Here is a 23567-nt window from a genome sequence, read left to right as displayed (position 1 = left end):
CTTTATAGCGTCGGCGCGAGCGCGCGCTTCAATTGCTGCAGCAGCGCCTGCACGGCGGCAGCATTGACACGTCGCTCGGGAATGGTCGCCTTGACCCACAAATCGGGGATCGGGAATTCCGGAAGCACCACCTGCAGCGACCCGTCGCGCAGCGCGTCGGCCGCGAGATAATGCGAAATGAAAGCAATGCCATTTCCAGCGATCGCGCTTTTCACCAGCACGTGGCCCTCGTTCGAATTCAACAGCGGGCGTACTTGAATGGTGATGCGGCCGCGGGGGCCGTCGAATATCCAATCGGGCCCGGTCGGAAGAAAGCTCAGGCAGCGGTGTTCGACCAGATCGCGCGGGTGCTGTGGCGTGCCGTGTGACTTGAGATAGGCTGGCGCTGCGCACAGCAGGCGCTTGAGTGCGCACAAGGGTTCATCGACGACACCCCCGAACGAATGCGGGAATGCGCCGATGGCGACGTCAAAACCTTCCGTAACCGGATCGACCGGCCGGTCAATCAGCACGACTTCCAGTTTCAGCCGCGGATTTTCCGTCTGGAAGGCGCTGAACACATCGGCCAGCCGGGCGATGGTCAGCGACGTCGGCGCCTTGATGCGAAGATGATCGATCAGATCATGGTCCTTTTCGCCCATACGCGACAGAAGATCGCCGACGTCAGCCACCACGCTGCGTGCGCGATGCACGTATTGGTGTCCGGCTTCGGTCAACCGCAATTGACGGGTCGAGCGATGAAACAACGCGACGCCGATTCGATCTTCGAGCTGGGTGACGCGCTTTGCCACGACCGAGGTCGAGACATTCAGCTTGCGGGCGGCAGCCGAGAAGCCGGCGGCATCGGCGGTAGCCAGAAAGGCCTGGAGATTGACGAGCGTATCCATCTACTTTTCTCGATTCGAGAAAGCTGGTCGCGCAATTTGCCTGATTGTAGTCCCATTCGCGTTAATTCATAGTCCCGCGAAACAAAATCATCAGGGATGGGGATCGCTGCCGTGTCGGCCAAAACCATTGAAGAACCCGCTCGCCAGATTCCGCTATACGGTGAATATGAAGTCGCCGTCCTCGGTGGCGGACCAGCGGGCATCGCCGCGGCCGTGGCTGCCGCGCGGGCCGGCCGGCGCACGCTGCTGATCGAGCGCTACGGCTTTCTCGGCGGGATGGGCACGGCCGCGGGGGTGACGAATTTCTGCGGGCTGCATGCCAATGTTCATGGCGAGATGCATCGGGTGGTGCAGGGCATCGCCTCCGATTTGCTCGCGCGGATCGACCGTCTCGACGGGCTCAACGCGCCGCACCTGATCCTCGGCAAGATTTTTGCGCAGGCCTACGACACCGCGGCCTACAAGATCGCGGCGGATGATTTGCTGGCAGCGAACAAGGTTGACATCCTCTTTCATGCGCTCGGCGCGGGCGTGGTGATGCAGGACGAGAAGCGCATCAACGCGCTGATGGTCGAGACCAAGGCGGGCCGTCAAGCAGTGCGCGCCGGCATCTTCATCGATTGCTCGGGCGACGGCGATCTCGCGGCCTGGGCGGGGGTGCCGTTTGAGGTCGGCGACAATGCCGGCAGCATGCTGTATCCCTCCATGATGTTCCGCCTCAACGGCATCGATCCCGAGAGGGCGGGCGACGCCTGGCGGACCATTCCAGCGCTGATGGAAAAGGCCGAGGCCAAGGGAACCCATCGATTTCCACGCAAGACCGCGATCGTGCGGCCACAGCGGTCGGCAATCGAATGGCGGGTGAATTTCACCCAGCTTGCGCGCGAGGACGGCTCCGCGGTGAACGGACTCGAACCGGACGATCTCACGCGCGGCGAGATCGAAGGACGCCGACAGGCAGTGCAAGCGTTCGAATTCCTGCGCACGGTGCCCGGCTTCGAAAAATCCTACATCGTCGACCTGCCGCCGCAGCTCGGCATCCGCGAGACACGCCGCGTGGTCGGCGGCTACATGCTGTCGGGCGAGGACGTGCTCGGCTGCGCCTCGTTCGACGACTCCATTGGCGTCAATGGCTGGCCGATGGAACAGCATGTCGCGGGAGATGTAACCTTCACGTTTCCGCCGATTCCGGAATCGCGCGGCTTCAACGAATTGCCGTATCGCATGCTGGTGCCCGAAGGCATGGACAATCTGCTTATGGCCGGGCGCTGCGCCTCGATGACCCATGACGGCCAGTCGGCGGCGCGGGTCTCCGGCGCCTGCTTTGCGATGGGGGAGGCAGCGGGCGCGGCGGCGGCGTTGGCGCTGTCGGGCAATACGATTCCACGCGACATTGCGGTAGAAAAGTTGCAACAAAGCCTGAAACAACAGGGCGCGTTCATCGGGCGGGACCAGAACGTGCCCGAAGGGCTATAGGCCGGTGCGCTTTGAAGCGATGAAATATGCTACGTCGTCCCTGCGAACGCACTAGCGTATCTACACATCTTTCGAGTCGAAAAACTGACTCAAGATCAAGGACTTGGTTGTTAACCTGCGACCGAATTTCTTGCGTCTAGCCTAGCGCTGACGTGCGATTTCTCGGCATTCTCGCGGTAACTCTTTGAGAAGACTCCAGAAGATGTGTAGATGCCCTAGTGCGAACGCAGGGACCCATAACCACAGGACTGTGTATTAGCAAAAGCCGTCTGCCCAGGTTGCCCCAAAGAAAGGCCGCGGCGTATGGGTCCCTGCGTTCGCAGGGACGACCCATGTAGATAGGCTATGACAAGAAAAGACGGAGGAGGCGGATGACGAAATTTGCACGGCTCGCGCTGGCGGGCCTGTTGGCGATGGCCGCGGGCGGGATCGCGCGGGCCGATGATGCGCAGAAGGCAAAAATCGGCGTGCTCCGGCTGTCGTCATCGGCGCCGGTGTTCATCGCGCAGGACAAGGGCTATTTCCGTGAGGCCGGCCTCGACATCGAACTGAAGTTCTTTGATGCCGCGCAGCCGATCGCGGTGGCGACCACCTCGGGCGATCTCGATTTCGGCATCACGGCGTTTACCGCAGGGCTCTACAATCTCGCCGGCAAGGGTACGCTGAAGGTGATTGGCGGCATGAGCCGCGAGAAGGCGGGCTATCCGCTGATCGGCTATTTCGCCAGCAACAACGCCTATGCCGCGGGACTGAAGACGCCGAAGGACCTGGCGGGCAAGCGCATCGCGGTGACGCAAGTCGGCTCCAGCTTTCACTATTCGCTCGGCCTGCTCGCCGACAAATACGGCTTCAAGCTCGCGGACGTGAAAGTGCTGCCGCTGCAGTCGCTGTCGAATGCCGCGGCCGCGCTCAAGGGCGAAACCGTCGATGCCGCATTGCTGCCGATCTCGACTGCGCGGTCATTGGTGGATTCCGGTGGCGCCAAGTTCCTGGGCTGGGTCGGCGACGAGACGCCATGGCAACTCGGCGCGGTGTTCGCCTCGCCGAAGACGCTGGCGAACAAGGCACTGGTGAGCAAGCTTCTGGCCGCGCTGGTGCGCGCCGATCGCGAATATCACGACGTGATCCTGGCTTCCGTGAAGGACGGCAAGGCCGAGATCAACGACAAGACAAAGCCGTTGCTCGAGATCATCGCCAAGTACACCAATCTGCCGGTGGAGCAGGTGGTCGGCAATTGCGCCTATATTGATCCCGACGGCAAGCTCGACGTCAAGAACGTCGCCAACCAGATCGCGTGGCTGCAGGAGCAGGGCTTTGTCGACAAGGGGTTTGCGGCGGATGCGATCATCGCGAAGGAATATGTGAAGGCGGATTGAGGGGGAGTTCTCCGTCATGGCGGGCTTGACCCGGCCATCCACTCTTTGTCGCGGTTGGACCGTAAAGACGTGGATGCCCGGGACAAGCCCGGGCATGACGAGCAAAACCTGGTCTTTGAAGAGATGTAGTAGCCACATGGACCTGATCGCCGACCAAATCAGCCACCGCTTCGGCGGGCTCGACGTGCTCGATAACGTGTCCTTCACCGTCGCCTCGGGTGAGGTGGTCGCGATCGTGGGGCCCTCCGGCTGCGGCAAGAGCACGCTGCTGTCGATCCTTGGCGGGCTGCTGCAGCCAAGCGAAGGAAGGGCAAAGCTGCGCGGCGCGCCGCCGGTCGGCAGCCTCAATCCGCTGACCTTCGTGTTCCAGGATTTTGCGCTGCTGCCGTGGTGCACGGTGGACGCGAACGTCGAATTCCCGCTGGTTCACACCGCGCTTGACGCCGCCACGCGCCGCGCCGTCGTCGATGACGCGCTGCGTCGGACCGGTCTGTCCGATTTCCGTGGTGCCTATCCAAAACAATTGTCGGGCGGCATGCGCCAGCGCGTCGGCATCGCGCGGGCGCTCGCGGTGCGGCCGGCGATTCTACTGATGGATGAGCCGTTGTCTGCGCTGGATTCGCAAACCCGCGAATTGCTGATGGAGGATTTCATCCGCCTGCTAGCCGACGGTGCGATGGGCGCGGTCTATGTCACACATAATCTGGAGGAGGCGGTGCGGCTCGCCGACCGCATTGTGGTGCTGTCGCGCCGGCCCGGCCGCGTCAGGGAGATCGTCGAAATCCCGATGACGCGCGCCGAGCGCGGTGCGATCGATGCGCGCGGCAAGTTGCTGGCGCTGCAGAACGATCTTTGGTCGCTGATCCGCGAGGAGGCGATCGATGCCGAGCGCGAGGTGCAGCATGCTTGAGCGCGCACCGCAGGACGATCGCGCCACCGAAGCCCGGCCGGTCGCATTTCGCGGCGCCGGTTTTGTGCCAAGGGCGGGGCGCACCTCCGGCTGGATGGCGCTCGCGCTGGTGATCGCGCTCTGGCAATTCGCCGGCAGCGCCGGCTGGGTCAATCCGCTGTTCCTGCCGGCGCCTTCGGCCATTGCGGTCGCGATCTACAAGCTCGCGATGTCAGGCGCGCTCTGGCAGCACGTTTCGGCTTCGGTCGTTCGCATCGGCAGCGGCTGGGTGCTCGGCACCGCCGCCGGCGTGGTCGTCGGGTTTGCGATCGGGCTGTCGACGGTGGCGCGCGGCGTCGGCATCACCTTCATCTCGGCTCTGTTTCCGATCCCGAAAATCGCGCTGCTGCCGCTGTTGATCCTCTGGCTTGGGATCGGAGAGGAGCCGAAGATCGCGACCATTGCGCTCGGCGTGTTCTTCTCCACCGCCATTTCGGTCTATAGCGGCGTCGACGCGGTGCCGCGCAACCTGATCAGGATGGCGCAGAGCTTTAACGTGCCGTTCCATGCCATCGTGTGGCGCGTGATCTGGCCGGGGGCGCTGCCATCGATCCTCGCGGGATTCCGTATCACGGCTTCCGTCGCGTTGTTGCTCGTCGTCAGCGCCGAAATGATCGGCGCCCAGTTCGGCATCGGCGCCTTCGTGCTGCAGGCCGGCAACCTCATGCAGACCGATCAGCTCTTGGCCGGTGTCGTGATCCTGTCGCTGTTCGGGCTGGCGGTGGGGAAGTTGATCAATGTGCTGGAGGCGAAGCTGCTGCACTGGCGGTAGACCCGCTGTCGTCCCGGCCTTGAGCCGGGACCCATACCGCGTGATCTATCGATGGGGCATTCTGGTCGACGCCTATCGCAACTACGAGCGCCGGTGGCTATGGGTCCCTGCGTTCGCAGGGACGACGATAGAGCATTTACGACAACCACCTCACGCATTCCCACGGTCCTCGCGGAACAGATCGAGCTTCTGCTGCACCGGGCGGTCGGAGAACGAGAACAGTACCGAATCGGTGTCGGCCTCGTGCGTGACCCAGTGCCAGCTCGGCACCACGAACAGGTCGCGCGCGCCCCACTCAAAAGTCTGGTCGCCGATCCTGGTGCGGCCCTTGCCCTCGATCGCGGCGAACACGGTGGCGTCGGTCGCGCGATAGCGCGCGGTCTTGAAGCCTTTCGGCAATAGCTGGATGAAGGTGCCGATCGTCGGCATCGCGAAATCGCCGGTTTCGGGATTGGAGAATTTCAGCTTCAGCCCGTGACAAGCGTCCCACTCGTCGCGCGCTTTCGCCTGCTCCAGCGCCTCGCGCGTATAATGATAGGGATAGTTGAAGATCGGCGAGGTCCTGGATTTGCGCTTCTCGTCGACCGGCAGCAGATTGTGGCCGTAGCGCGCAAAACTGTCGCCGGCGGGCTTGGAGATCTTCTGCTGGTCCTCGTTCGATCCTTCGGCAAAGGAGGCATCGAAGAATTGCACCATCGGGATATCGAGCCCGTCGAGCCAGAACATCGGCTCCGAGGTTTCGTTGGAATGGTCGTGCCAGGTCATCGACGGCGTGATGACGAAATCGCCCGGCGCCATCGCGGTGCGCTCGCCGTCGACGGTGGTATGGGCGCCCTTGCCTTCGAGCACGAAGCGCAGCGCCGACTGGCTGTGCCGGTGCGCCGGGGCGACGTCGCCCGGGACCACCATTTGCACGCCGGCAAACAGCGATGTCGTGACCTTCGACTGGCCGCGCAGGCCGGGATTTTCCAGCACCAGCACCCGCCGCTCGGCTTCCTTGGCGGTGATCAGCTTGCCGGCTTCGGTCATGTAATCGCGGATCGAATCGAATTTCCATAAGTGAGGCCGGCAGGCGCTTCGCGGCTCCGGCGTGACCAGGTCGCCCAGCACGTTCCACAGCGCGGAAAGATTCTCGCCGTCGATCTTCTTGTAGAACGCCTCGCGTTCTGGGGTCTTCTGCACGGCTTCCATGGTCAAGCCTCCCGTCATTTCTTGCATCTAAATTGACAGTATACTTACAATATGGGTAGCGTCAATGACAGGCCGCGAGGCAAACGATAAAATCCGAGGGAGGTTCCGATGAAGCTGCATGGCTATTTCCGCAGCAGCGCGGCATACCGGGTCAGGATCGCGCTCAACCTCAAGGGGCTCACGGCCCAGCATCTGCCGCATCACCTTCGCAAGGGCGAACAAAGCGCACCCGCCTATCTCGCGATCAACCCGCAGGGGCTGGTGCCGGCGCTGGAGGACGATAGCGGCGCGGCGCTGACACAGTCGCTCGCCATTATCGAATGGCTGGACGAGACCCACCCCAACCCGCCGCTATTGCCAAAGGATCCGCTGCGCCGCGCCAAGGTGCGCGCCTTCGCGCTGGCCATCGCCTGCGATATCCATCCGGTGCAGAATTTGAAGGTTCTGGCCCGGCTGCGCCAGCTCGGCGTGGCCGAGGAAAAAGTGACGGAATGGGCAGCCTGGGCCAACCGCGAAGGCCTTTCCGCCTGTGAAGCGCTGATCAAGGGCGAGAAGGGGCCGTTCTGTTTCGGGGCGGCGCCGACGGTTGCGGACCTCTGCCTGGTGCCGCAGCTTGCGAACGCGCGGCGCTTTGGCGTCGACGTCGCAGCTTTTCCGCGCCTGCTCGAGGCAGAAGCCGCGACCAGGGAAATCAAGGCGTTCACCGACGCCGCGCCGGACAGGCAGCCCGATGCCGAGTAAGCCATCCCCCATCACGATGGATGCGGTCTACACCGCGCCCGGTTACCTGTTCCGCCGGATGCAGCAGATTGCAGTCTCGATCTTTGTCGAGGAATGCAGGGCGTTCGACCTGACGCCAGTGCAATATGCGGCGCTGGTGGCGATCCACACCCATCCCGGCATCGACGCTACGCGGCTGTCGGCGGTGATCGCATTCGACCGCTCCACGCTCGGCAACGTGATCGAGCGGCTGGAGAGCAAGGCGCTGATCGAGCGCAAGCCCTCGCGCGAGGACAAGCGCATCAAGCTGCTCTATCTCAGCAAATCGGGTACTGGCGCGCTGCGCGACATCATGCCGTCGGTGGAGCGCGCGCAACTAAGGATGCTGCAGCCGCTGAAGCCGGCGGATCGCAAGACCCTGCTGGCGCTGCTGACACAGCTTGTCGATCTCAACAACGAGGCCTCGCGCGTGCCGCTGCGCGCCGAAGACGCGCTCGAGCATCTCGGGAAATCGAACTGATGGACGTACGGCCGGTCCTGATCGCAGGCGGAGGAATCGGCGGGCTCGCCGCAGCGCTTGGGTTGGCGCAAAAAGGCATCCGCTCGATCCTGCTGGAAAAAGCCTCGGCGCTCGGCGAGATCGGCGCCGGCATCCAGCTCGGGCCCAACGCGTTCCATGCCTTCGACTATCTTGGCGTCGGCGAGGCGGCGCGCGGCATGGCCGTCTATATCGATCAGCTTCGGCTGATGGATGCGCTGACCGCCGAGGAAATCACCCATGTCGATCTGGGCGATGCGTTTCGCGCTCGCTTCCGCAATCCCTACGCGGTGGTGCATCGCGGCGATCTGCATGGCGTGTTCCTGCGCGCCTGCCAGAATCACGAGTTGATCGAGTTGCGCGTCAGCAGCGAAGTCGTCGGCTACGATCAGGATGGCTCGTCGGTGACGGCGCGGCTGGCCAATGGCGAACGCGTCACGGGGCGGCTATTGATCGGCGCCGACGGGCTGTGGTCGAATGTCCGCAAGCAGGTGGTCGCGGACGGGCCGCCGCGGGTATCAGGGCATACGACGTACCGCTCGGTGATCCCGACCGCGCAGATGCCGGAAGATTTGCGCTGGAACGCGGCGACGCTGTGGGCCGGGCCGAAATGCCACATCGTGCATTACCCGCTGTCGGGCTGGAAGGTGTTCAACCTCGTCGTCACCTATCACAACGACGCGCCGGAGCCGGTCGCCGGCAAACCTGTCAGCGACGACGAAGTCATGCAGGGCTTTGGCCACGTGCATGAGCGCGCGCAGGAGATCATCCGGCACGGCAAGAACTGGCGGCTGTGGGTGTTGTGCGACCGCGATCCGGTCGAGTGCTGGGTCGACGGCCGTGTCGCGCTGCTCGGCGATGCCGCGCATCCGATGCTGCAATATTTTGCGCAAGGCGCCTGCCAGGCAATGGAAGACGCGGTGTGCCTCTCGCACATGCTGGCGCAGCATGACGATCATGCGGTCGCGCTGGAAGCCTATCGCACGCAGCGCTTCCTGCGCACCGCAAAGGTGCAACTGATGTCCCGCGCCATCGGCGAGCACATCTATCACCCATCAGGCGGACATGCCCGGCTGCGCAATGCGATCATGAGCGCGAAGACGTCGGAAGAGTGGTACGGCGATCTGGCGTGGCTGTATGGCGGGACGGGGTTGGCGGGGTAGGACGCCGTCATTGCGAGGAGCGGAGCGACGAAGCAATCCATCTATCCCCGAGCGGAAAGATGGATTGCTTCGCTTCGCTCGCAATGACGAGGCCCGCTACATCTTCATCAACGCCTGGCGGTCGATCTTGCCCGTGCCGGTCTTCGGCAGTTCTGCGATGAACCTGATCTCGCGCGGATATTTGTAAGGCAGCAGCTTTGCCTTGACGTAATCCTGCAGCGTTTTCGTGGCGTTGTTCGGATCGAACTCGCCCTTGTTCATGACGACCACCGCCTTGAGCGTCATGCGTCGATCAGGCAGTTCGGCGGCGAACACCGCGCATTCCCTGATATCGGGATGCTCGGCCAGGCACAGTTCGACCTCGAGCGGGTAGACCCACTGGCCAGATATCTTGATCAGGTCGTCGGCGCGACCGCGGAAGAAGTGAAAGCCGTCGCTGTCGCGCACGAAACGGTCGCCGGTGTAGATCCAACCCCCCTCACGGATGGTCTCCGCCGATTTGTCGGGCCGGTTCCAGTACAGCGGCGTATTGGAATCGCCGCGCACCCATAAAATGCCTTCCTCGTCGTCGCCGACCTCGCGGCCGTCCTTGTCCTTCAGCAGGATCTCGTAGCCGGGCACGCGCAGGCCCGCGGCGCCGAGCTTTTTCTTCTCGGGGCGATTGGAGAGATAGATGTGCAGCACTTCAGTCGAGCCGAGCCCTTCGATGATCTCGAGCCCCGTCAGCGCCTTCCAGCCGTTGAAGACTTCCGCCGACAGCACCTCGGCGGCCGACAGCGCCATCCGCAGAGAGGAGAAATCGGTGGCCGAAGCGCCGTCGGCCTTGGTCAGCGAGGTATAGAGCGTCGGCAATCCGTAGAACACCGACGGCCGATACTTTTCGATCGCCTCGAAGATCGCTGCCGGCTTCGGCTGTCCGGGCAGCAGCAGCGTCGCCGCGCCGACCGAGAACGGGAAGGTGATGGCGTTGCCAAAGCCGTAGGCGAAGAAAATCTTCGGCACCGAGAAACAGATGTCTTCGGGCCCAAGCTTGAGCACGTTGCGCGCAAACGCCTGCTCGCTATAGGCCATGTCATGCTGCAGGTGCACGATGCCCTTGGGACGTCCGGTCGAGCCGGATGAATACATCCAGAACGCCATCTCGTCGCGCTTGGTGTCGGCTTCCGGCAGATCGGTGGAGAATCCCTGCAGCCATTGCTGCGCCATGAGCGCTTTCGGCACGGCGTGCTCGCCCGCGGTGCCATTGACCACGACCAGGGTTTGTAGCGGCGTGTCCTTGCACGCCTCCGCATTGAACCGCGAGGTAAACTCGGCCTCCGCGACCGCCACCGCGGCGCCGGCGTCCGAAAGATAGAACTGCAGCAGGTCCGGCGGCGTCAGCGTGTTGATCAACAGCGGCACAAAACCTGACCGCACCGCGCCAAAGAACGCCGCAGGATAAGCCGGCGTATCGTCAAGGAACATCAGGATGCGGTCGCCGCGCTTCAAGCCCAGCGACTGAAAGCCATGCCCCCATTGCGAAGCCTCGGCGCAGAGCTCCGCGTAAGTGCGGGTGCCGCCGGGGCCGGTCAGCGCCAGCCGCTCGCCGCGGCCTTGTGCGAGGTTGTCGAACAGGATGCGGCTGGCATTATAGCTTTCCGGAATCGCGAAGCCGATCTCGCGCGCGCCCGGATTGTCGCGGGGGACCAAATCGGAAATTGCTGACGTCATGCCTGGCTCCCAATGTTCTTTTCCGCCTCGTAGCGCGCCATGAATTCCGGCGACATCGCGCGCAGCCGCGCGTCGGCGATCCGCCCCGAGCGGGTGATGTAACTGTAGGCAAAATCCATCAGGTCGAGCTTCATGCGTTCGGGGAAGTGTTCGTACCAGTCGGCGCTGGTGCGGGCCGCCGTCACCAGCTTCTGCACGATCGGCTTGCGTTCGGCCTGGTAGCGGGCGAGGGCGGCGGGAATTTCCGTCTCCGCCTCCAGCGCCTTGGTCAGCGCGATCGCGTCCTCGATGGCGAGCCGTGTTCCCGAGCCGATCGAGAAGTGCGCCGAATGCAGCGCGTCGCCGATCAGCACCATATTTTCGTGCGACCAGTTCTCGTTCCAGATCCAGGGAAAATTGCGCCACACCGATTTGTTCGAGATCAGCGGGTGGCCATCGAGTGTGCCTGCGAATATCTCCTCGCAGATCGCCTGCGATTGCTCGATCGTCTTGTGCTCGAAGCCGTAGGCCTGCCAGGTCGCCGCATCGCATTCGACCAGGAACGTGCTCATCGAGGGTGAATAGCGATAATGATGGGCGTTGAACGATCCGAGATCGGTCTTCACGAAAGTCTGCGACAGTGTGGCAAAGCGTTTGCTGGTGCCATACCAGGCGAACTTGTTGGTCGAGTGCGAAACCGAGGCGCCGAATTCCTTCTCAAAGCCGCGGCGCACCAGCGAGTTCAGCCCGTCGGCGGCGACGATCAGGTCATATCCCCTGAGTTCGTCGATCGACTGGATCGTGGTGTCATACCGCGCCGTGACACCTGCCGCGCGCACGCGTTGCTGCAGGATGGTCAGCAGTTCGAGCCGGCCGATCGAGGAGAAGCCGATGCCGTCGATCTCGGCGCTTTGCCCATGCAGATTGAGCGTGATGTTCTTCCAGCTCTCCATCCGCGGCGTGATGGCGTCGACGGTTTCGGGGTCGTCGGCGCGCAGAAATTCCAGCGCCTGTTCGGAGAACACCACGCCGAACCCCCAGGTCGCGCCTTCGGGGTTCTGCTCGAACAGGGCGATGTGTGCGTCCGGGTGACGCCGCTTCCAGAGATACGCGAAATAGAGGCCGCCGGGGCCTCCGCCGATGACGGCGATACGCACGTCTTCCTCCCAATCGACAGTATACTGATTAATTTGGGTCGGAGACTAATCCGCGGCGGAAATTTGCGCTACAGAAAAATAACGAGGGAACGAGACCGGGACCCGGTCCCCACCGGCGGCCTATGGCCCGTCTCAATCCAGCCGGTTCTGTCCGCGAACGGTTGTCCGCTCTGCGGCAGCTTCGGCTGGACCGGGCATTTGGTAACGCCGGGTTAGCCGCAGCGGCGAACCATCACGCCATTCACCCACACGGTCTTGCAAACCACGACAGGCTTGCGGACGACGACCGGTTCCGCTGCAAGCGGATTGTTGCTATTTTCATGGGGTGGCGGAAAGCCAGTTTTTGAATAAAGCCTTTTCCAGAACAAAACCTATTGGGGCACTAAAAATGAAGGCTTCGCGTTCGCCTGCACGCTTGAGATCATACGGCGTCGCCGGACAAAGGGGCGCCGCGGCCTGCCGTGCAGGTTTCGCGATTGCGGCGATGGGCATCTTAAGTGCCTGCGAACAAAATACTTTTGTCCCGCCGCCGCCGCCGAAGGTCGAAGTCGCGCCGCCGGTGCAACGGCCTTTCACGCGCTATCTGGAAACCACCGGCAATACCGCCGCGATCAAGAATGTCGATCTGGTTGCGCGCGTGCAGGGCTTTCTGCAATCGATCAACTACAAGGATGGAGCCTTCGTGAAGGAGGGCACATCCCTGTTCACGATCGAGCCTGACACCTACAAGCTGAAGCTCGAACAGGCGCAGGCTGCGGAAAGCGGCGCGCAGGCATCGGTGAGACAGACCGAGGCGGACTTCAAGCGCCAGCAAGAGCTGGTGCAGCGGCAAGCCGTTTCCCAGGCGACGCTGGACAATTCCACGTCTGCCCGCGACAACGCGCAGGCGAGCCTGCTTCAGGCCCAGGTCAATACCAAGATCGCGGCGGTTAATTACGGTTATACCAACGTGACGGCGCCGTTTGACGGTGTCGTCAGCGCGCATCTCGTGTCCGTCGGCGAACTCGTCGGCGCGTCGTCGCCGACGCAACTCGCCACCATCGTGGCGCTCGATCCCATCTATGTGAATTTCAACGTCAATGAACAAGACGTGCTGCGGATCCGCGAGGAAGCCCGCCGGCGCGGCCTGACACCCGATGATCTCAGGCAAGTGCCGATCGAGATCGGATTGCAGACCGAGACCGGCTTTCCGCACAAGGGCAACCTCGACTATGCCGCCACGACGCTGAACCAGTCGACCGGCACGCTTCCCGTGCGCGGCGTGCTGCCCAATTCGGACCGTGCCCTGTTGCCGGGCTTCTTCGTCCGCGTCCGCGTACCCCTCGACCAGGTGCAGAACGCGCTGTTCGTGCCTGATGTTGCCCTCGGCAGCGATCAGTCCGGACGTTACGTGCTGGTCGTGAACGGCGAAAATATCGTCGAACAGCGCAAGGTGCGCGTCGGGCCGCTGGAAGGCGAGTTGCGCGTCATCGAAGAAGGCCTCAAGGCCGACGACCGCGTGATTACCACCGGCCTGTTGCGTGCGATTCCCGGCCAGAAGGTCGATCCGCAACTGAAGACGGTCGAAGCGCAGCCGGCTGCGGCCAAGTAGGAGCCGGCCATGATTTCAAAATTCTTCATCGAGCGGCCGGTTCTTTCCAACGTCATCGCCATCCTGATGATCCTGATCGGCGGCGTCTGCCTGTTTCGGCTCGCCGTCGCGCAGTATCCCGACGTCGTGCCGCCCACGGTCCAGGTCACCACCCGCTATCCCGGCGCCAGCGCGAAAACCGTGATCGATACGGTGGCGCTGCCGATCGAGCAGCAGGTCAACGGCGTCGAGGACATGCTTTACATGCAGTCCTACAGCGGCGCCGACGGTTCCTATTCGCTGACGGTTACGTTCAAGATTGGTACCGACCTCAACTTCGCGCAGGTGCTGGTGCAGAACCGGGTGTCGAGCGCGCTGTCGCAGTTGCCGCAATCGGTGCAGAACCAGGGCGTCACCGTGCAGAAGAGGTCGACGGCGATCCTCTTGTTCGTGACGCTGACGTCGCCGAAAGCGACCTATGACAGTCTGTTCCTGAGCAATTACGCCACCATCAATATTCGCGACGAGCTGTCGCGTTTGCCCGGCGTCGGCAACGTCACGGTGTTCGGCGCCGGTCAGTATTCGATGCGGGTCTGGCTCGATCCGAACAAGCTGCAGGCGCGCAACCTGATGCCGCAGGACGTCATCTCGGCGATCCAGCAGCAGAGCCAGCAGGTCACCGCCGGTCAGGTCGGCGCGCCGCCGGCGCCAGCAGGGCAGGCGTTCCAGTATACGCTCAACGTCAGCGGGCGGCTCGACGACACCAGCGAGTTCGAAAACGTGATCGTCAAGACCGGCAATAGCGGCGACGTCACGCGCGTGCGCGACGTCGGCCGGGTCGAGCTCGGCGCCCAGACCTACAGTCAGATGTTCTCGCTCAACAATAAGCCAGCCACCGGCATCGGCGTGTTCCAGTCGCCGGGCGCCAACGCGCTCGAGGTCGAGCAGGCGGTTCAGAGAAAGATGGCGGAGTTGGCGAAGGGATTCCCGCAGGACATCAAGTACGACACGCCGTTCAACACCACCAAATTCGTCTCCGAATCGATCAATGAGGTTTACAAGACGCTGATCGAGGCCGGCCTGCTCGTGCTGGTCGTGATCCTGATCTTCCTGCAGGATTGGCGCGCGATGCTGGTGCCGGCGACCACGGTGCCGGTCACGATCATCGGTGCGTTCGCGGCGATGGCGGCGCTCGGCTTCACCGTCAATATCTCGACACTGTTTGCGATTGTGCTCGCGATCGGCATTGTGGTTGATGACGCCATCGTCGTGGTTGAAGGCGCGGCTCACAATATCGAGCAGGGCATGTCCGGCCATGACGCAGCGATCAGCGCGATGGACGCGCTGTTCGCGCCGATCATCGGCATCACGCTGGTGCTGATCTCGGTGTTCTTGCCGTCAGCGTTCCTGCCGGGCTTGACCGGGCGGATGTATGCGCAATTCGCGCTGGTCATTGCCGCAACTGCGCTGCTCAGCGCCATCAACGCGGCAACGCTAAAGCCGACGCAGTGCGCCCTATGGCTGCGACGGCCCGCGCCGCCGGAACAGCGCAACTTCTTCTATCGCGGCTTCAATGCGGTCTATAACCGCCTTGAGGCCGGTTATGGCCGGCTGATCGGCCGGCTGGTGGCGCACAGCAATGTTTCTGTCATCGGCGCGCTGATCCTGATCGCGATCGGCGGCTACGGCCTGTCGCGGGTGCCGACCGGCTTCATCCCGATCGAGGACCAGGGCTATCTCCTGGTGGCTGTGCAATTGCCCGACGGCGCGGCGCTGGACCGAACCCAGCGCGTGCTCACGCGGGTCAGCGAAATTACCGGCAAGGCAGCAGGCGTCGAGCAAGTGATCACCATTTCCGGCATCTCTGCGCTCGACAATTCTTCCAGCCTCGCCAATGCCGGCGTGGCCTATCTGATCCTGAAGGAGTGGAGCGCGCGCGGTGAGGGTGAGGATCTGCGATCGCTGTTCGTCGGACTGAACGAGAAGCTGTCGGTGATCGAGGAAGCGCGGATCCTGGTGGTGCCGCCGCCGCCGATCCAGGGTATCGGCAACGCCGCCGGCTTCGCCATGCAGGTGCAGCTCCGGGACGGCAATTCCGATTTCAGCAAGCTGCAGGCGATTACGGGCGCCATGGTCTCCAATGCGGCGACGCAAAGCGCGCTGCAGCGCGTCAGCTCGCCGTTCCGTTCGATGGTGCCGCAGTTCGACGTCGAGGTTGACAGGGTCAAGGCCCAGACCATGCATGTCACGACCGACCAGATCTTCTCGACACTGTCGTCTTACATGGGGTCGAGCTACGTCAACCAGTTCAACAAGTTCGGTCGTACCTTCCAGGTCTATGCCCAGGGAGACGCGCAATTCCGCCTGACGCCGCGCGACATCGAAAGGCTGACGGTGCGCAACAGCCAGGGCGACATGATCCCGCTCGGCGCGGTGGCGAAGATTACGCCCGCCGTCGGTCCGTCGTTGATCAGCCTGTATAACCTCTATCCGTCGGCCACCATCATCGGCCTGCCGGCCACGGGCTACAGCTCGGGCCAGTCGATGAACCTGATGGAAGAGATCGCCGCAAAGACGTTGCCGCCGGGCACGGGGTTCGAGTGGACGGCGATGTCGTACCAGGAGAAGGTCGTCGGCGGTCAGATCTATTGGGCGTTCGGCCTTGCCCTGCTGCTGGTCTACCTCGTGCTGGCGGGGCAATATGAGAGCTGGTACGCGCCGGTCTCGGTAATTCTGGCGGTGCCGTTGTCACTGCTCGGCCCGATGGCGGTGCTGACCGGCTTGAGGATCGAGAACAACCTCTATACTCAGATCGGCATCATCCTGCTGATCGCACTGTCAGCCAAGAACGCCATCCTGATCGTCGAGGTGGCGCTGGAATTGCACGTGCGCGACCGCAAGCCGCTACTGGAATCCGCCGTTGAGGCGGCGCGCGCCCGCTTCCGTCCGATCCTGATGACGTCGTTCGCCTTTATCCTCGGCGTCGTGCCGCTGGTGCTCGCGACCGGTGCGGGCGCCAATGCGCGGAAGTCGATCGGCATCACGGTGTTCTCGGGCATGCTGGCCTCGACGTGTCTGGCCGTGCTGTTCGTGCCGACATTCTTTGTCGTGGTGCAGCGGTTCGAGAACTGGCTGAAGGAGCGGAAGCGGAAGAAGGTTGGGGCGCAAACGGTGCCGCAGGCGCCCGCCGCGGGACATTAGTCTCTATCCACGTCGTCCCGGACAAGCGAGCAAAGCGAGCACGATCCGGGATCCATAACCGCCGATGCCTACGTTGCGGTGGGCTGGGGCCACGGCCTCGTTCATCGCTAAGGTTCGGGGTTATGGGTCCCGGCTCAAGGCCGGGACGACGTGCTGATAGAGTTCGGCCTACACCCTCACCATCCTCTTGCCGCGGTTCTCGCCGGCGAGCAGGCCGATCAGAGCTTTCGGCGTGTTCTCGATCCCATCGATCACGTCTTCCTGCACCTTCAACTTGCCCGACGCGACCCAGGACTGCAGGTCGGCCAGCGCCGTGCCGCTCTGGTCCATGTAATCCATCACGATGAAGCCCTGCATGATGAGGCGCTTCACCACGATCAGGCCGGGCACGCCGCGTGGGCCATGGGCCGACGGCACGCCGTCATATTGCGAGATCGCGCCGCAGCAGGCGATGCGGCCGCGGTTGTTCATCAGCGAAAGGCAAGCTTCGAGAATGTCGCCGCCGACGTTGTCGAAATAGACGTCGATGCCCCTTGGGGGCCGCAGCGCGCAGCGCCTTGAAGGTGGCGCCGTCCTTGTAATCGACCGCGGCGTCGAAGCCAAGTTCGGAAGTCAGCCACTGGCACTTGTCCTTGCCACCGGCGATGCCGATGACATGGCACCCCTTGATCTTGGCGATCTGCCCGACGATCGATCCGACCGAACCGGCGGCTGCCGACACGACGACAGTCTCGCCTTCCTTGGGCTTGCCGACATGCAGCAAGCCAAAATAGGCGGTGAGACCGGCGATGCCGTAGACACTGAGCAGATGTGTCATCGGCTCCATGTCAGGCATCTTCGTGAGATGCTTGGCGGGCACCGCGGCATAATCCTGCCAGCCGGTGTCGCCGAAGACGATATCGCCGGGCGCGAGACCTGAGGCCTTCGAAGAGACGACCTCCGCGATGCTGCCGCCCGCCATCACGGTGTTGGCCTCGACGGCGGCGCGGTAAGTCGCGCCGTGCATCCATGCCCGGTTGGCGGCGTCGAGCGAAATATAGCGTGTCCGCACCAGCGCCTCGCCGTCTTTCGGCTCGGGCACGGTACCCTTGACCATGTTGAAATGCTCAGGGCCGAGCTTGCCGCTCGGCTTCTCGACCAGCAGGATCTGACGATTGACGGTGTCACTCATGATGTTCTCTCCCTCGCATTGTCTTATTCTGGCGTTTTCCGGATGCGCTGCCGCGGACGAGCCGTTCGACTGCGCGGATTGTGCGCCACGTTCAGAAAAACTCCAAATCTTCCGCGCGGCCACCCTTGACGACGGTCGTGTATTCGACCGCCAGGAATAATCCGCCCGCCACGTATACGCTTCGCTTTTGGCGCCGAGCCATCTCCTGCGAGAGCCGCGCCGCGTCTGCGATTGTCGCGGCGACATGAATGTTCGCCTTGGGATTGCCGCGCCGCGCCGCGGCCGCGATGGTTTGCGCGTCGGCTCCCTTGTGATGCGCTGCCGTACAAATGATCGTGTCAAAGGATGGCGCCAGCGCGCCGACGATTTCGTCGGCCTTTTTGTCGCGCGACGCGCCGGTGACAAGGATCCAGCCGTCGCGGCCATGAATCGACATGAGGCTTGCAAGCGATTGGCGGATGCCGTCCGGGGTATGGCCGACATCGATCACCGTGAGTGGGTCTTGCCGGATGGTTTCGAGACGGCCGGGCCAACGCGCCTCGCGCAGTCCGGTGCGTATCGCGGCTTCGATCCGGTCGGGAGCCTTGCGCGGCTGCTCGCGCTGCAGCCAGAACAGAAACAGGGTGACCGCAATGGCGGCGTTGTTGAACTGGAATGCGCCCGGCAGGTTCACTTCAAGGCGGCGATAATCATGATAGCCGAACTGGAAGTCGAAATGCTGGCCGGACGCCGCCGTAACCTCGTTGTCGATTCGGATCTCATCGCGGACGAACAGCGGCGTGCAGCCGCGCCCGCGATTATATTCGACGAGATGCGGCCGCAGCTCCCGGCAGTTCTCGCCATAGACGATCGTGCCGCCGGCGGTGCAGGCGTCGCTCTTGTCTGATACGATCAGTTCAAGCGAGTGTCCGAGCAATTCGATATGCTCGTAGTCAACAGAGGTGACGCACGTCTCGCGCGCGCCGACCAGACGGACCGGATCGTAGCGGCCGCCGATGCCGGCCTCGAACACCGCGAAGTCGCATCCGCTCTCCTGGAAGTGCAGGCACGCAAGCGCAAACAGCGCTTCGAAGGCGCCGAACTTCTCGTCCACCTTCTTCGAGACGGTTGCGATGGCAGCTTCGACCCGCAGTTTCAAGCGAGCGAGCGCGTCGTCGGCGATCTCCACGCCATCGATCTGAATCCGTTCGTTGAAACGCAGGAGATGCGGCGAGGTGAACAGGCCGGTGCGCAGGCCATAGGCGCGGCCAATAGCGGCGCACATCGCCGCCGTGCTGCCCTTGCCATTGGAGCCGGTTACCACCACCGAGTTGCGCTGCAGTCGCGCGCGATCGATAGAAAGATGCTCCAGCAACTCGGCCATCCGCGCCAGACAGACACCGTCGCCGTATTTCGGCAGGTCGAACACTACAGCAGTCCCATGGCAGAGAAGGTGTGATGCCAGATCTTCAGGATCAGGTCGCCCCGGCCGGAATCTTCCAGCAGCCGGATCGCCGGGTTGGAATTGACCTCGATGATCTCGATCGCATCAGGATTGCCGCCGATACCGACGAACATGTCGATGGCCGCGACGCGAAGCCCGATCGCGCGCGCAGCCTGCCGCGCCAGGGTGACGGCCTTTTCGGATGGCGCCGGCGCCAGCACCATCGTGCCGCCCGCGCTCAGATTCATGCGCCCGGGGATCTCGCGACGTTCGCCCTTCGCCGGGACAGTATCGAGCGACGGATCCCGGTTCGGTAGCGAAGCAGGCGAGAGGCCGCGTGCGCGCAGGGCATCATTGTGGACAGTGAGCAATTCACGCGTTGTGTGCACGCCGTCGCCCGTGACGGACGGCGGATATTTTCGCGCGCAAAAGAGCACATCATCGTCGAGCAGAAAAACGCGATACTCGATCCCTTCGACGATCGGCTGGATCAGCACAGCGTCGTAATATTTCATCACCTCATCAAGATAGCGAATGAGCGCTACGTCGCCGTGAATGGCTTGTGCGAAATCGCCGCGCGATCCCGTCAGTGGCTTGACGAAAGCCGATCCGCCCAATGTCTTGAAATAGGCAACCGCGTCGCTGCGCTCATGTCCCGCCGGGCGATGCGCGCGGTGGCGGTCGTGCAGGAAGAAATATTCACCGCCGAGCGCGGGCACGCCGGCTTCTCGCAGTATCCTGCTCGCAAAGTGCTTGTCGGACGCCAGCGTCGAAGCGGTCGCGTTGTTCTGCGGATACCAGGAGCATCGGCCGGCACCGAAATGAAGCAGGCTGTCGCGCCAGGCGACGCTGAACAGCAGTCCCGACCCGCCGTCGAGGTCGCGAAAATGGAGCCCGAATTCGGCGCAGGCAAATTCGGCATAGATCGACTGATCCGGATAAAAGCCCGGTTTACCCTTTCGAAATTGGCCTGGGCCTCGCATGCGATCTCTTTTGAAACGTTCTTAATTTGACGTGGTCATTTATTGCCAGATCGGCGCCGAATTCAGCAAGTTAATTGCGCGAGAAAGCATTAACGAAGCCAATCGAACCTTTTTGCAAAATAGACCGACAGCCATTCCGAGTTCTCGATTGTGCTGCAGGTCATATTGACTATGTGTGTCCCGTGCGCAAATGAAGCGCCAAATCGCCAATGATTTCGCTGATTTTTGGCACTTCGAGGCCCGAAGACCGAAACGTTCTACATCGAGACGTCAGGAAAAACGAAAACCCATGAGCGCATTCTATAGAGAGAAGGTTCTTTCTGTCCGCCACTGGACCGATACGCTTTTCAGCTTCCGAGCCACCCGCGATTCCGGTTTCCGTTTCCAGAACGGCCAGTTTGCGATGATCGGCCTTGAGGTCGAGGGCCGGCCCCTGCTGCGCGCCTACAGCATGGCGAGCGCCAATCACGAGGAAGAACTCGAATTCTTCTCCATCAAGGTCGCGGACGGGCCGCTGACCTCGAAGCTGCAGAAGATCCGCGAGGGCGACGAAATCCTGGTCGGCCGCAAGGCGACCGGCACGCTGATCACCGACAATCTGATTCCGGGCAAGCGCCTGCTGCTGCTGTCGACCGGCACGGGTCTCGCGCCGTTCGCCAGCCTGATCAAGGACCCTGACGTCTATGAGCGGTTCGAGACCATCGTGCTCGTTCATGGCTGCCGTCAGGTTTCCGAGCTTGCCTATGGCGAGGAACTGGTCGCCAAGCTGCGCGAGGACGAACTGTTCGGGCCGCTGCTATCGGAGAAGCTATTGTATTACCCGACGGTGACCCGCGAGCCGTTCCGCAACCGCGGCCGCATCACCGACCTGATCTCGTCCGAGCAGTTGTTCAACGACATCCACCAGGCGCCGCTCAATATTGAGACCGATCGCATCATGATGTGCGGCAGCCCGGGCATGCTGGACGAGCTGAAGCAGATGTTCGAGTCCGGCGGCTTCCTCGAAGGCAGCCACAACACGCCCGGCCATTTCGTGATCGAGAAGGCGTTCGTCGAGCGCTGAGACCTTGCGTAGCCCGGATGGAGCGAAGCGAAATCCGGGTGCACTGCATACGCCGATGAACCTGTCCCGGATTGCGCTTCGCTCCATCCGGGCTACGAGCACCCCAGTAGCTCTCCCCACAGCCCCACTGCTATAACCACCTCAACGCCGCGCGGCCTGTTGCCGGCGCGCCGCTATGCCGCTAGTGGGCTCACCCTACGATTTCTCGCGAACCGCCGATCATATCGATCGCGCCATTCTCTCCACCGACGCCTGGCTGGCCCAGCAGGGCAAGATTCCGCACGAGATGCGGTTGCACAGCCACTAAGTGAGGAGTGCCGGGCCGTTACGCTGCACTGCAAAAGGCGACAGGCTTATTTCGGCCTGGTGAAGCCGCCAATTATTTTTCCAGGCCGCCGTCACTTCCGTGAGGATACGCTCCGTATAACGTGTAGCGCTCGTTCCGGCGGTTGGACTAAGCTGGCGCTGGCGACGCGACAATCCGGCTGAGGGGTTCCATGGATACGCTGCTGCTTCCGTTCTCGCCACGCTACATCATTCTGACGATCTGCGCCGTCGTCACGGCATTGCTGATCGGCATCGGGATTTTCGACCAAAATCTCAAGGTGTGGGAGCTGCTGCTGCTGCCGATCGTGATTTTCGGCGCCCTCACATTTCTCGGCATTCGCGATCTCCTGCAAAAGAACCACGCGGTTTTGCGCAACTATCCGATATCGGCGCATATCCGCTTCCTGCTCGAGGAAATTCGCCCGGAGATACGGCAGTACTTCTTCGAGAGCGAGAAGGACGGTATGCCGTTTTCCCGCGACACCCGCGCCTTGGTCTATCAGCGCGCCAAGATGGTGCTCGACAAGCGGCCGTTCGGCACCCAGGAGGACGTCTATCGCGATGGATACGAATGGATGCACCATTCGATGGCGCCGAAAGCTCGTGCCGTCGAGCAATTTCGCGTCACTATCGGTGGTCCGGATTGCGCCAAGCCGTACTCGGCCTCGGTCTTCAACATCTCGGCGATGAGTTTTGGGGCGCTCAGCCCCAACGCGGTGCGGGCGCTGAATGCGGGGGCGAAGAAGGGCAGCTTTGCGCACGACACCGGCGAGGGTGGCGTCAGTCCTTATCACCGCGAACACGGCGGTGACATCATCTGGGAAATCGGTTCGGGCTACTTCGGCTGCCGCAACCGCGACGGCTCATTCAACCCGGAGGAATTTGCCCGCGTCGCCAGCGACGATCAGATCAAGATGGTCGAACTCAAGGTCAGCCAGGGCGCCAAGCCCGGACATGGCGGGGTCCTTCCGGCGGCCAAAGTCTCTGAAGAGATCTCCAAAATTCGCGGTGTCGCCATGGGAGAGGATTGCATTTCGCCGGCCACGCACAGCGCGTTCTCGACGCCGCTGGAAATGATGGCCTTCATCGGCGAGATGCGGCGATTATCCGGCGGCAAGCCCGCCGGGTTCAAGCTGTGCGTCGGGCATCCCTGGGAATTCCTGGCGATATGCAAGGCGATGCTGCAGACCGGGATATATCCTGATTTCATCGTGGTCGACGGCAATGAAGGCGGTACCGGCGCGGCTCCGCTGGAATTCATGGACCATCTGGGCATGCCGATGCGGGAAGGCGTCAATTTCGTCCATAATGCACTGATCGGCATCAATGCGCGCGACCGCATCAAGATCGGCGCCGCCGGCAAGATCGCGACCGCATTCGACATGGCGCGCGCGATGGCGATCGGCGCCGACTGGTGCAATTCTGCGCGCGGCTTCATGTTCGCACTCGGCTGCATCCAGTCGCTGAGCTGCCATACCGATCGATGCCCGACGGGCGTGAGCACCCAGGATCCGCTTCGCGCCCGCGCGCTGGTGGTGCCGCTCAAGATCGAGCGGGTCTACAGCTATCATCACGCCACTCTGCACGCCCTGTCCGAACTTATCGCGGCGGCGGGGCTCGGACATCCGCAGCAATTACGGCCGATCCATTTCTCGCAGCGATCCTCCACGAACGACACGTTGTCATTCGCAAAACTCTATCCGTCGCTGCGTCCGGGTGAGTTGATCGAAGGCACGCAGGATCCACGCTTCCGCGAGGCCTGGGCGATGGCGCGCGCGGAATCGTTCCAGCCGGTGGGGTAGCATCTCGCGACGTCGTCCCTGCGAACGCAGGGACCCATACCGCGTGATCTATCGACGGCGCGGGATGGCAGACGGCGGGGGACAACAATCTGGGCCGGTGGCTATGGGT

19 protein-coding genes and 1 pseudogene are annotated in these 23567 nt (G+C 62.6%); 12 read left to right on the top strand and 8 right to left on the bottom strand.

Annotated features, from left to right (window positions below):
• Nucleotides 1-2 precede the first annotated feature (2 nt).
• Nucleotides 3-887 carry a LysR family transcriptional regulator gene (locus V1279_RS33260; RefSeq protein WP_334444754.1) on the bottom strand — a complete coding sequence of 295 codons (885 nt, stop codon included), beginning with the start codon at nt 885-887 and terminating at the stop codon, nt 3-5.
• Nucleotides 888-998: 111 nt separating this feature from the next.
• Between V1279_RS33260 and V1279_RS33255 the strand changes: the two genes are divergently transcribed.
• From V1279_RS33255 to V1279_RS33240, 4 genes are all read left to right on the top strand, one after another.
• On the top strand, nt 999-2363 hold the full coding sequence (locus V1279_RS33255; RefSeq protein WP_334444752.1) for an FAD-dependent oxidoreductase: 1365 nt from the start codon (nt 999-1001) through the stop codon (nt 2361-2363).
• A gap of 371 nt (nt 2364-2734) precedes the next feature.
• Nucleotides 2735-3739 (top strand): ABC transporter substrate-binding protein, encoded by a 1005-nt coding sequence (locus tag V1279_RS33250; protein ID WP_334444750.1) that lies wholly within the window; start codon nt 2735-2737, stop codon nt 3737-3739.
• A 136-nt stretch (nt 3740-3875) separates the two neighbouring features.
• Nucleotides 3876-4649 (top strand): ABC transporter ATP-binding protein, encoded by a 774-nt coding sequence (locus V1279_RS33245; RefSeq protein ID WP_334444748.1) that lies wholly within the window; start codon nt 3876-3878, stop codon nt 4647-4649.
• Nucleotides 4642-5460 (top strand): ABC transporter permease, encoded by an 819-nt coding sequence (locus tag V1279_RS33240; RefSeq protein ID WP_334444746.1) that lies wholly within the window; start codon nt 4642-4644, stop codon nt 5458-5460. The genes V1279_RS33245 and V1279_RS33240 overlap by 8 nt, the downstream gene beginning before the upstream one ends.
• A 150-nt stretch (nt 5461-5610) precedes the next feature.
• On the opposite strand, the gene gtdA is transcribed toward V1279_RS33240, so the two are convergent.
• Nucleotides 5611-6651, bottom strand: coding sequence for a gentisate 1,2-dioxygenase (gene gtdA / locus V1279_RS33235; protein WP_334444744.1), 1041 nt, complete (start codon nt 6649-6651; stop codon nt 5611-5613).
• A 108-nt stretch (nt 6652-6759) separates the two neighbouring features.
• Here gtdA and maiA point away from each other — a divergent pair, with 108 nt between their 5' ends.
• Genes maiA through V1279_RS33220 form a run of 3 tightly spaced genes read left to right on the top strand, consistent with a single transcriptional unit; the run spans nt 6760 to nt 9072 of the window.
• Entirely contained in the window at nt 6760-7392 is a 633-nt protein-coding gene (gene maiA, locus V1279_RS33230; RefSeq protein ID WP_334444742.1) for a maleylacetoacetate isomerase, read from the top strand.
• Complete coding sequence (locus V1279_RS33225) at nt 7382-7891, top strand: MarR family winged helix-turn-helix transcriptional regulator (protein WP_334444740.1); 510 nt, start codon at nt 7382-7384, stop codon at nt 7889-7891. The genes maiA and V1279_RS33225 overlap by 11 nt, the downstream gene beginning before the upstream one ends.
• Nucleotides 7891-9072: a 3-hydroxybenzoate 6-monooxygenase gene (locus V1279_RS33220; protein WP_334444738.1), complete on the top strand. Its 1182-nt coding sequence runs from the start codon at nt 7891-7893 to the stop codon at nt 9070-9072. The genes V1279_RS33225 and V1279_RS33220 overlap by 1 nt, the downstream gene beginning before the upstream one ends.
• A 96-nt stretch (nt 9073-9168) precedes the next feature.
• On the opposite strand, the gene V1279_RS33215 is transcribed toward V1279_RS33220, so the two are convergent.
• The 3 genes from V1279_RS33215 to V1279_RS33205 form a co-directional block, all read right to left on the bottom strand.
• Entirely contained in the window at nt 9169-10782 is a 1614-nt protein-coding gene (locus V1279_RS33215) for a benzoate-CoA ligase family protein (protein WP_334444736.1), read from the bottom strand.
• Nucleotides 10779-11918, bottom strand: coding sequence for an FAD-dependent monooxygenase (locus tag V1279_RS33210; RefSeq protein WP_334444734.1), 1140 nt, complete (start codon nt 11916-11918; stop codon nt 10779-10781). The genes V1279_RS33215 and V1279_RS33210 overlap by 4 nt, the downstream gene beginning before the upstream one ends.
• Before the next feature lie 318 nt (nt 11919-12236).
• A complete protein-coding gene (locus V1279_RS33205; protein ID WP_334444732.1) occupies nt 12237-12410 on the bottom strand; it encodes a hypothetical protein in 174 nt (57 codons plus the stop codon).
• Here V1279_RS33205 and V1279_RS33200 point away from each other — a divergent pair.
• Together V1279_RS33200 and V1279_RS33195 are read left to right on the top strand one after the other, a co-directional pair.
• A complete protein-coding gene (locus tag V1279_RS33200; RefSeq protein ID WP_334444730.1) occupies nt 12403-13509 on the top strand; it encodes an efflux RND transporter periplasmic adaptor subunit in 1107 nt (368 codons plus the stop codon). The two genes, V1279_RS33205 and V1279_RS33200, sit on opposite strands and share 8 nt — an antisense overlap.
• Before the next feature lie 9 nt (nt 13510-13518).
• Nucleotides 13519-16689, top strand: a complete 3171-nt coding sequence (locus tag V1279_RS33195; RefSeq protein ID WP_334444728.1) for an efflux RND transporter permease subunit — start codon at nt 13519-13521, stop codon at nt 16687-16689.
• 168 nt (nt 16690-16857) lie between these two features.
• Here the strand turns inward: V1279_RS33195 and V1279_RS33190 are convergent.
• The 3 genes and pseudogenes from V1279_RS33190 to V1279_RS33180 form a co-directional block, all read right to left on the bottom strand.
• Nucleotides 16858-17860, bottom strand: a pseudogene (locus tag V1279_RS33190) (NADP-dependent oxidoreductase).
• 91 nt (nt 17861-17951) lie between these two features.
• Nucleotides 17952-19268 carry a bifunctional folylpolyglutamate synthase/dihydrofolate synthase gene (locus V1279_RS33185; protein WP_334444726.1) on the bottom strand — a complete coding sequence of 439 codons (1317 nt, stop codon included), beginning with the start codon at nt 19266-19268 and terminating at the stop codon, nt 17952-17954.
• Complete coding sequence (locus V1279_RS33180; RefSeq protein WP_334444724.1) at nt 19268-20266, bottom strand: hypothetical protein; 999 nt, start codon at nt 20264-20266, stop codon at nt 19268-19270. The genes V1279_RS33185 and V1279_RS33180 overlap by 1 nt, the downstream gene beginning before the upstream one ends.
• Before the next feature lie 289 nt (nt 20267-20555).
• On the opposite strand from V1279_RS33180, the gene V1279_RS33175 reads away from it, so the two are divergent.
• From V1279_RS33175 to V1279_RS33165, 3 genes are all read left to right on the top strand, one after another.
• Nucleotides 20556-21329 (top strand): ferredoxin--NADP reductase, encoded by a 774-nt coding sequence (locus V1279_RS33175; RefSeq protein ID WP_334444722.1) that lies wholly within the window; start codon nt 20556-20558, stop codon nt 21327-21329.
• Between the two features lie 175 nt (nt 21330-21504).
• On the top strand, nt 21505-21636 hold the full coding sequence (locus V1279_RS33170) for a hypothetical protein (protein WP_334444720.1): 132 nt from the start codon (nt 21505-21507) through the stop codon (nt 21634-21636).
• A 190-nt stretch (nt 21637-21826) separates the two neighbouring features.
• A complete protein-coding gene (locus tag V1279_RS33165; RefSeq protein ID WP_334444718.1) occupies nt 21827-23458 on the top strand; it encodes an FMN-binding glutamate synthase family protein in 1632 nt (543 codons plus the stop codon).
• The last annotated feature ends 109 nt before the right edge of the window (nt 23459-23567 follow it).

This window comes from Bradyrhizobium sp. AZCC 1610 (assembly GCF_036924515.1).
In the GTDB taxonomy this organism is placed as follows: domain Bacteria; phylum Pseudomonadota; class Alphaproteobacteria; order Rhizobiales; family Xanthobacteraceae; genus Bradyrhizobium.
This window is presented reverse-complemented; position numbering and strand designations above follow the sequence as displayed.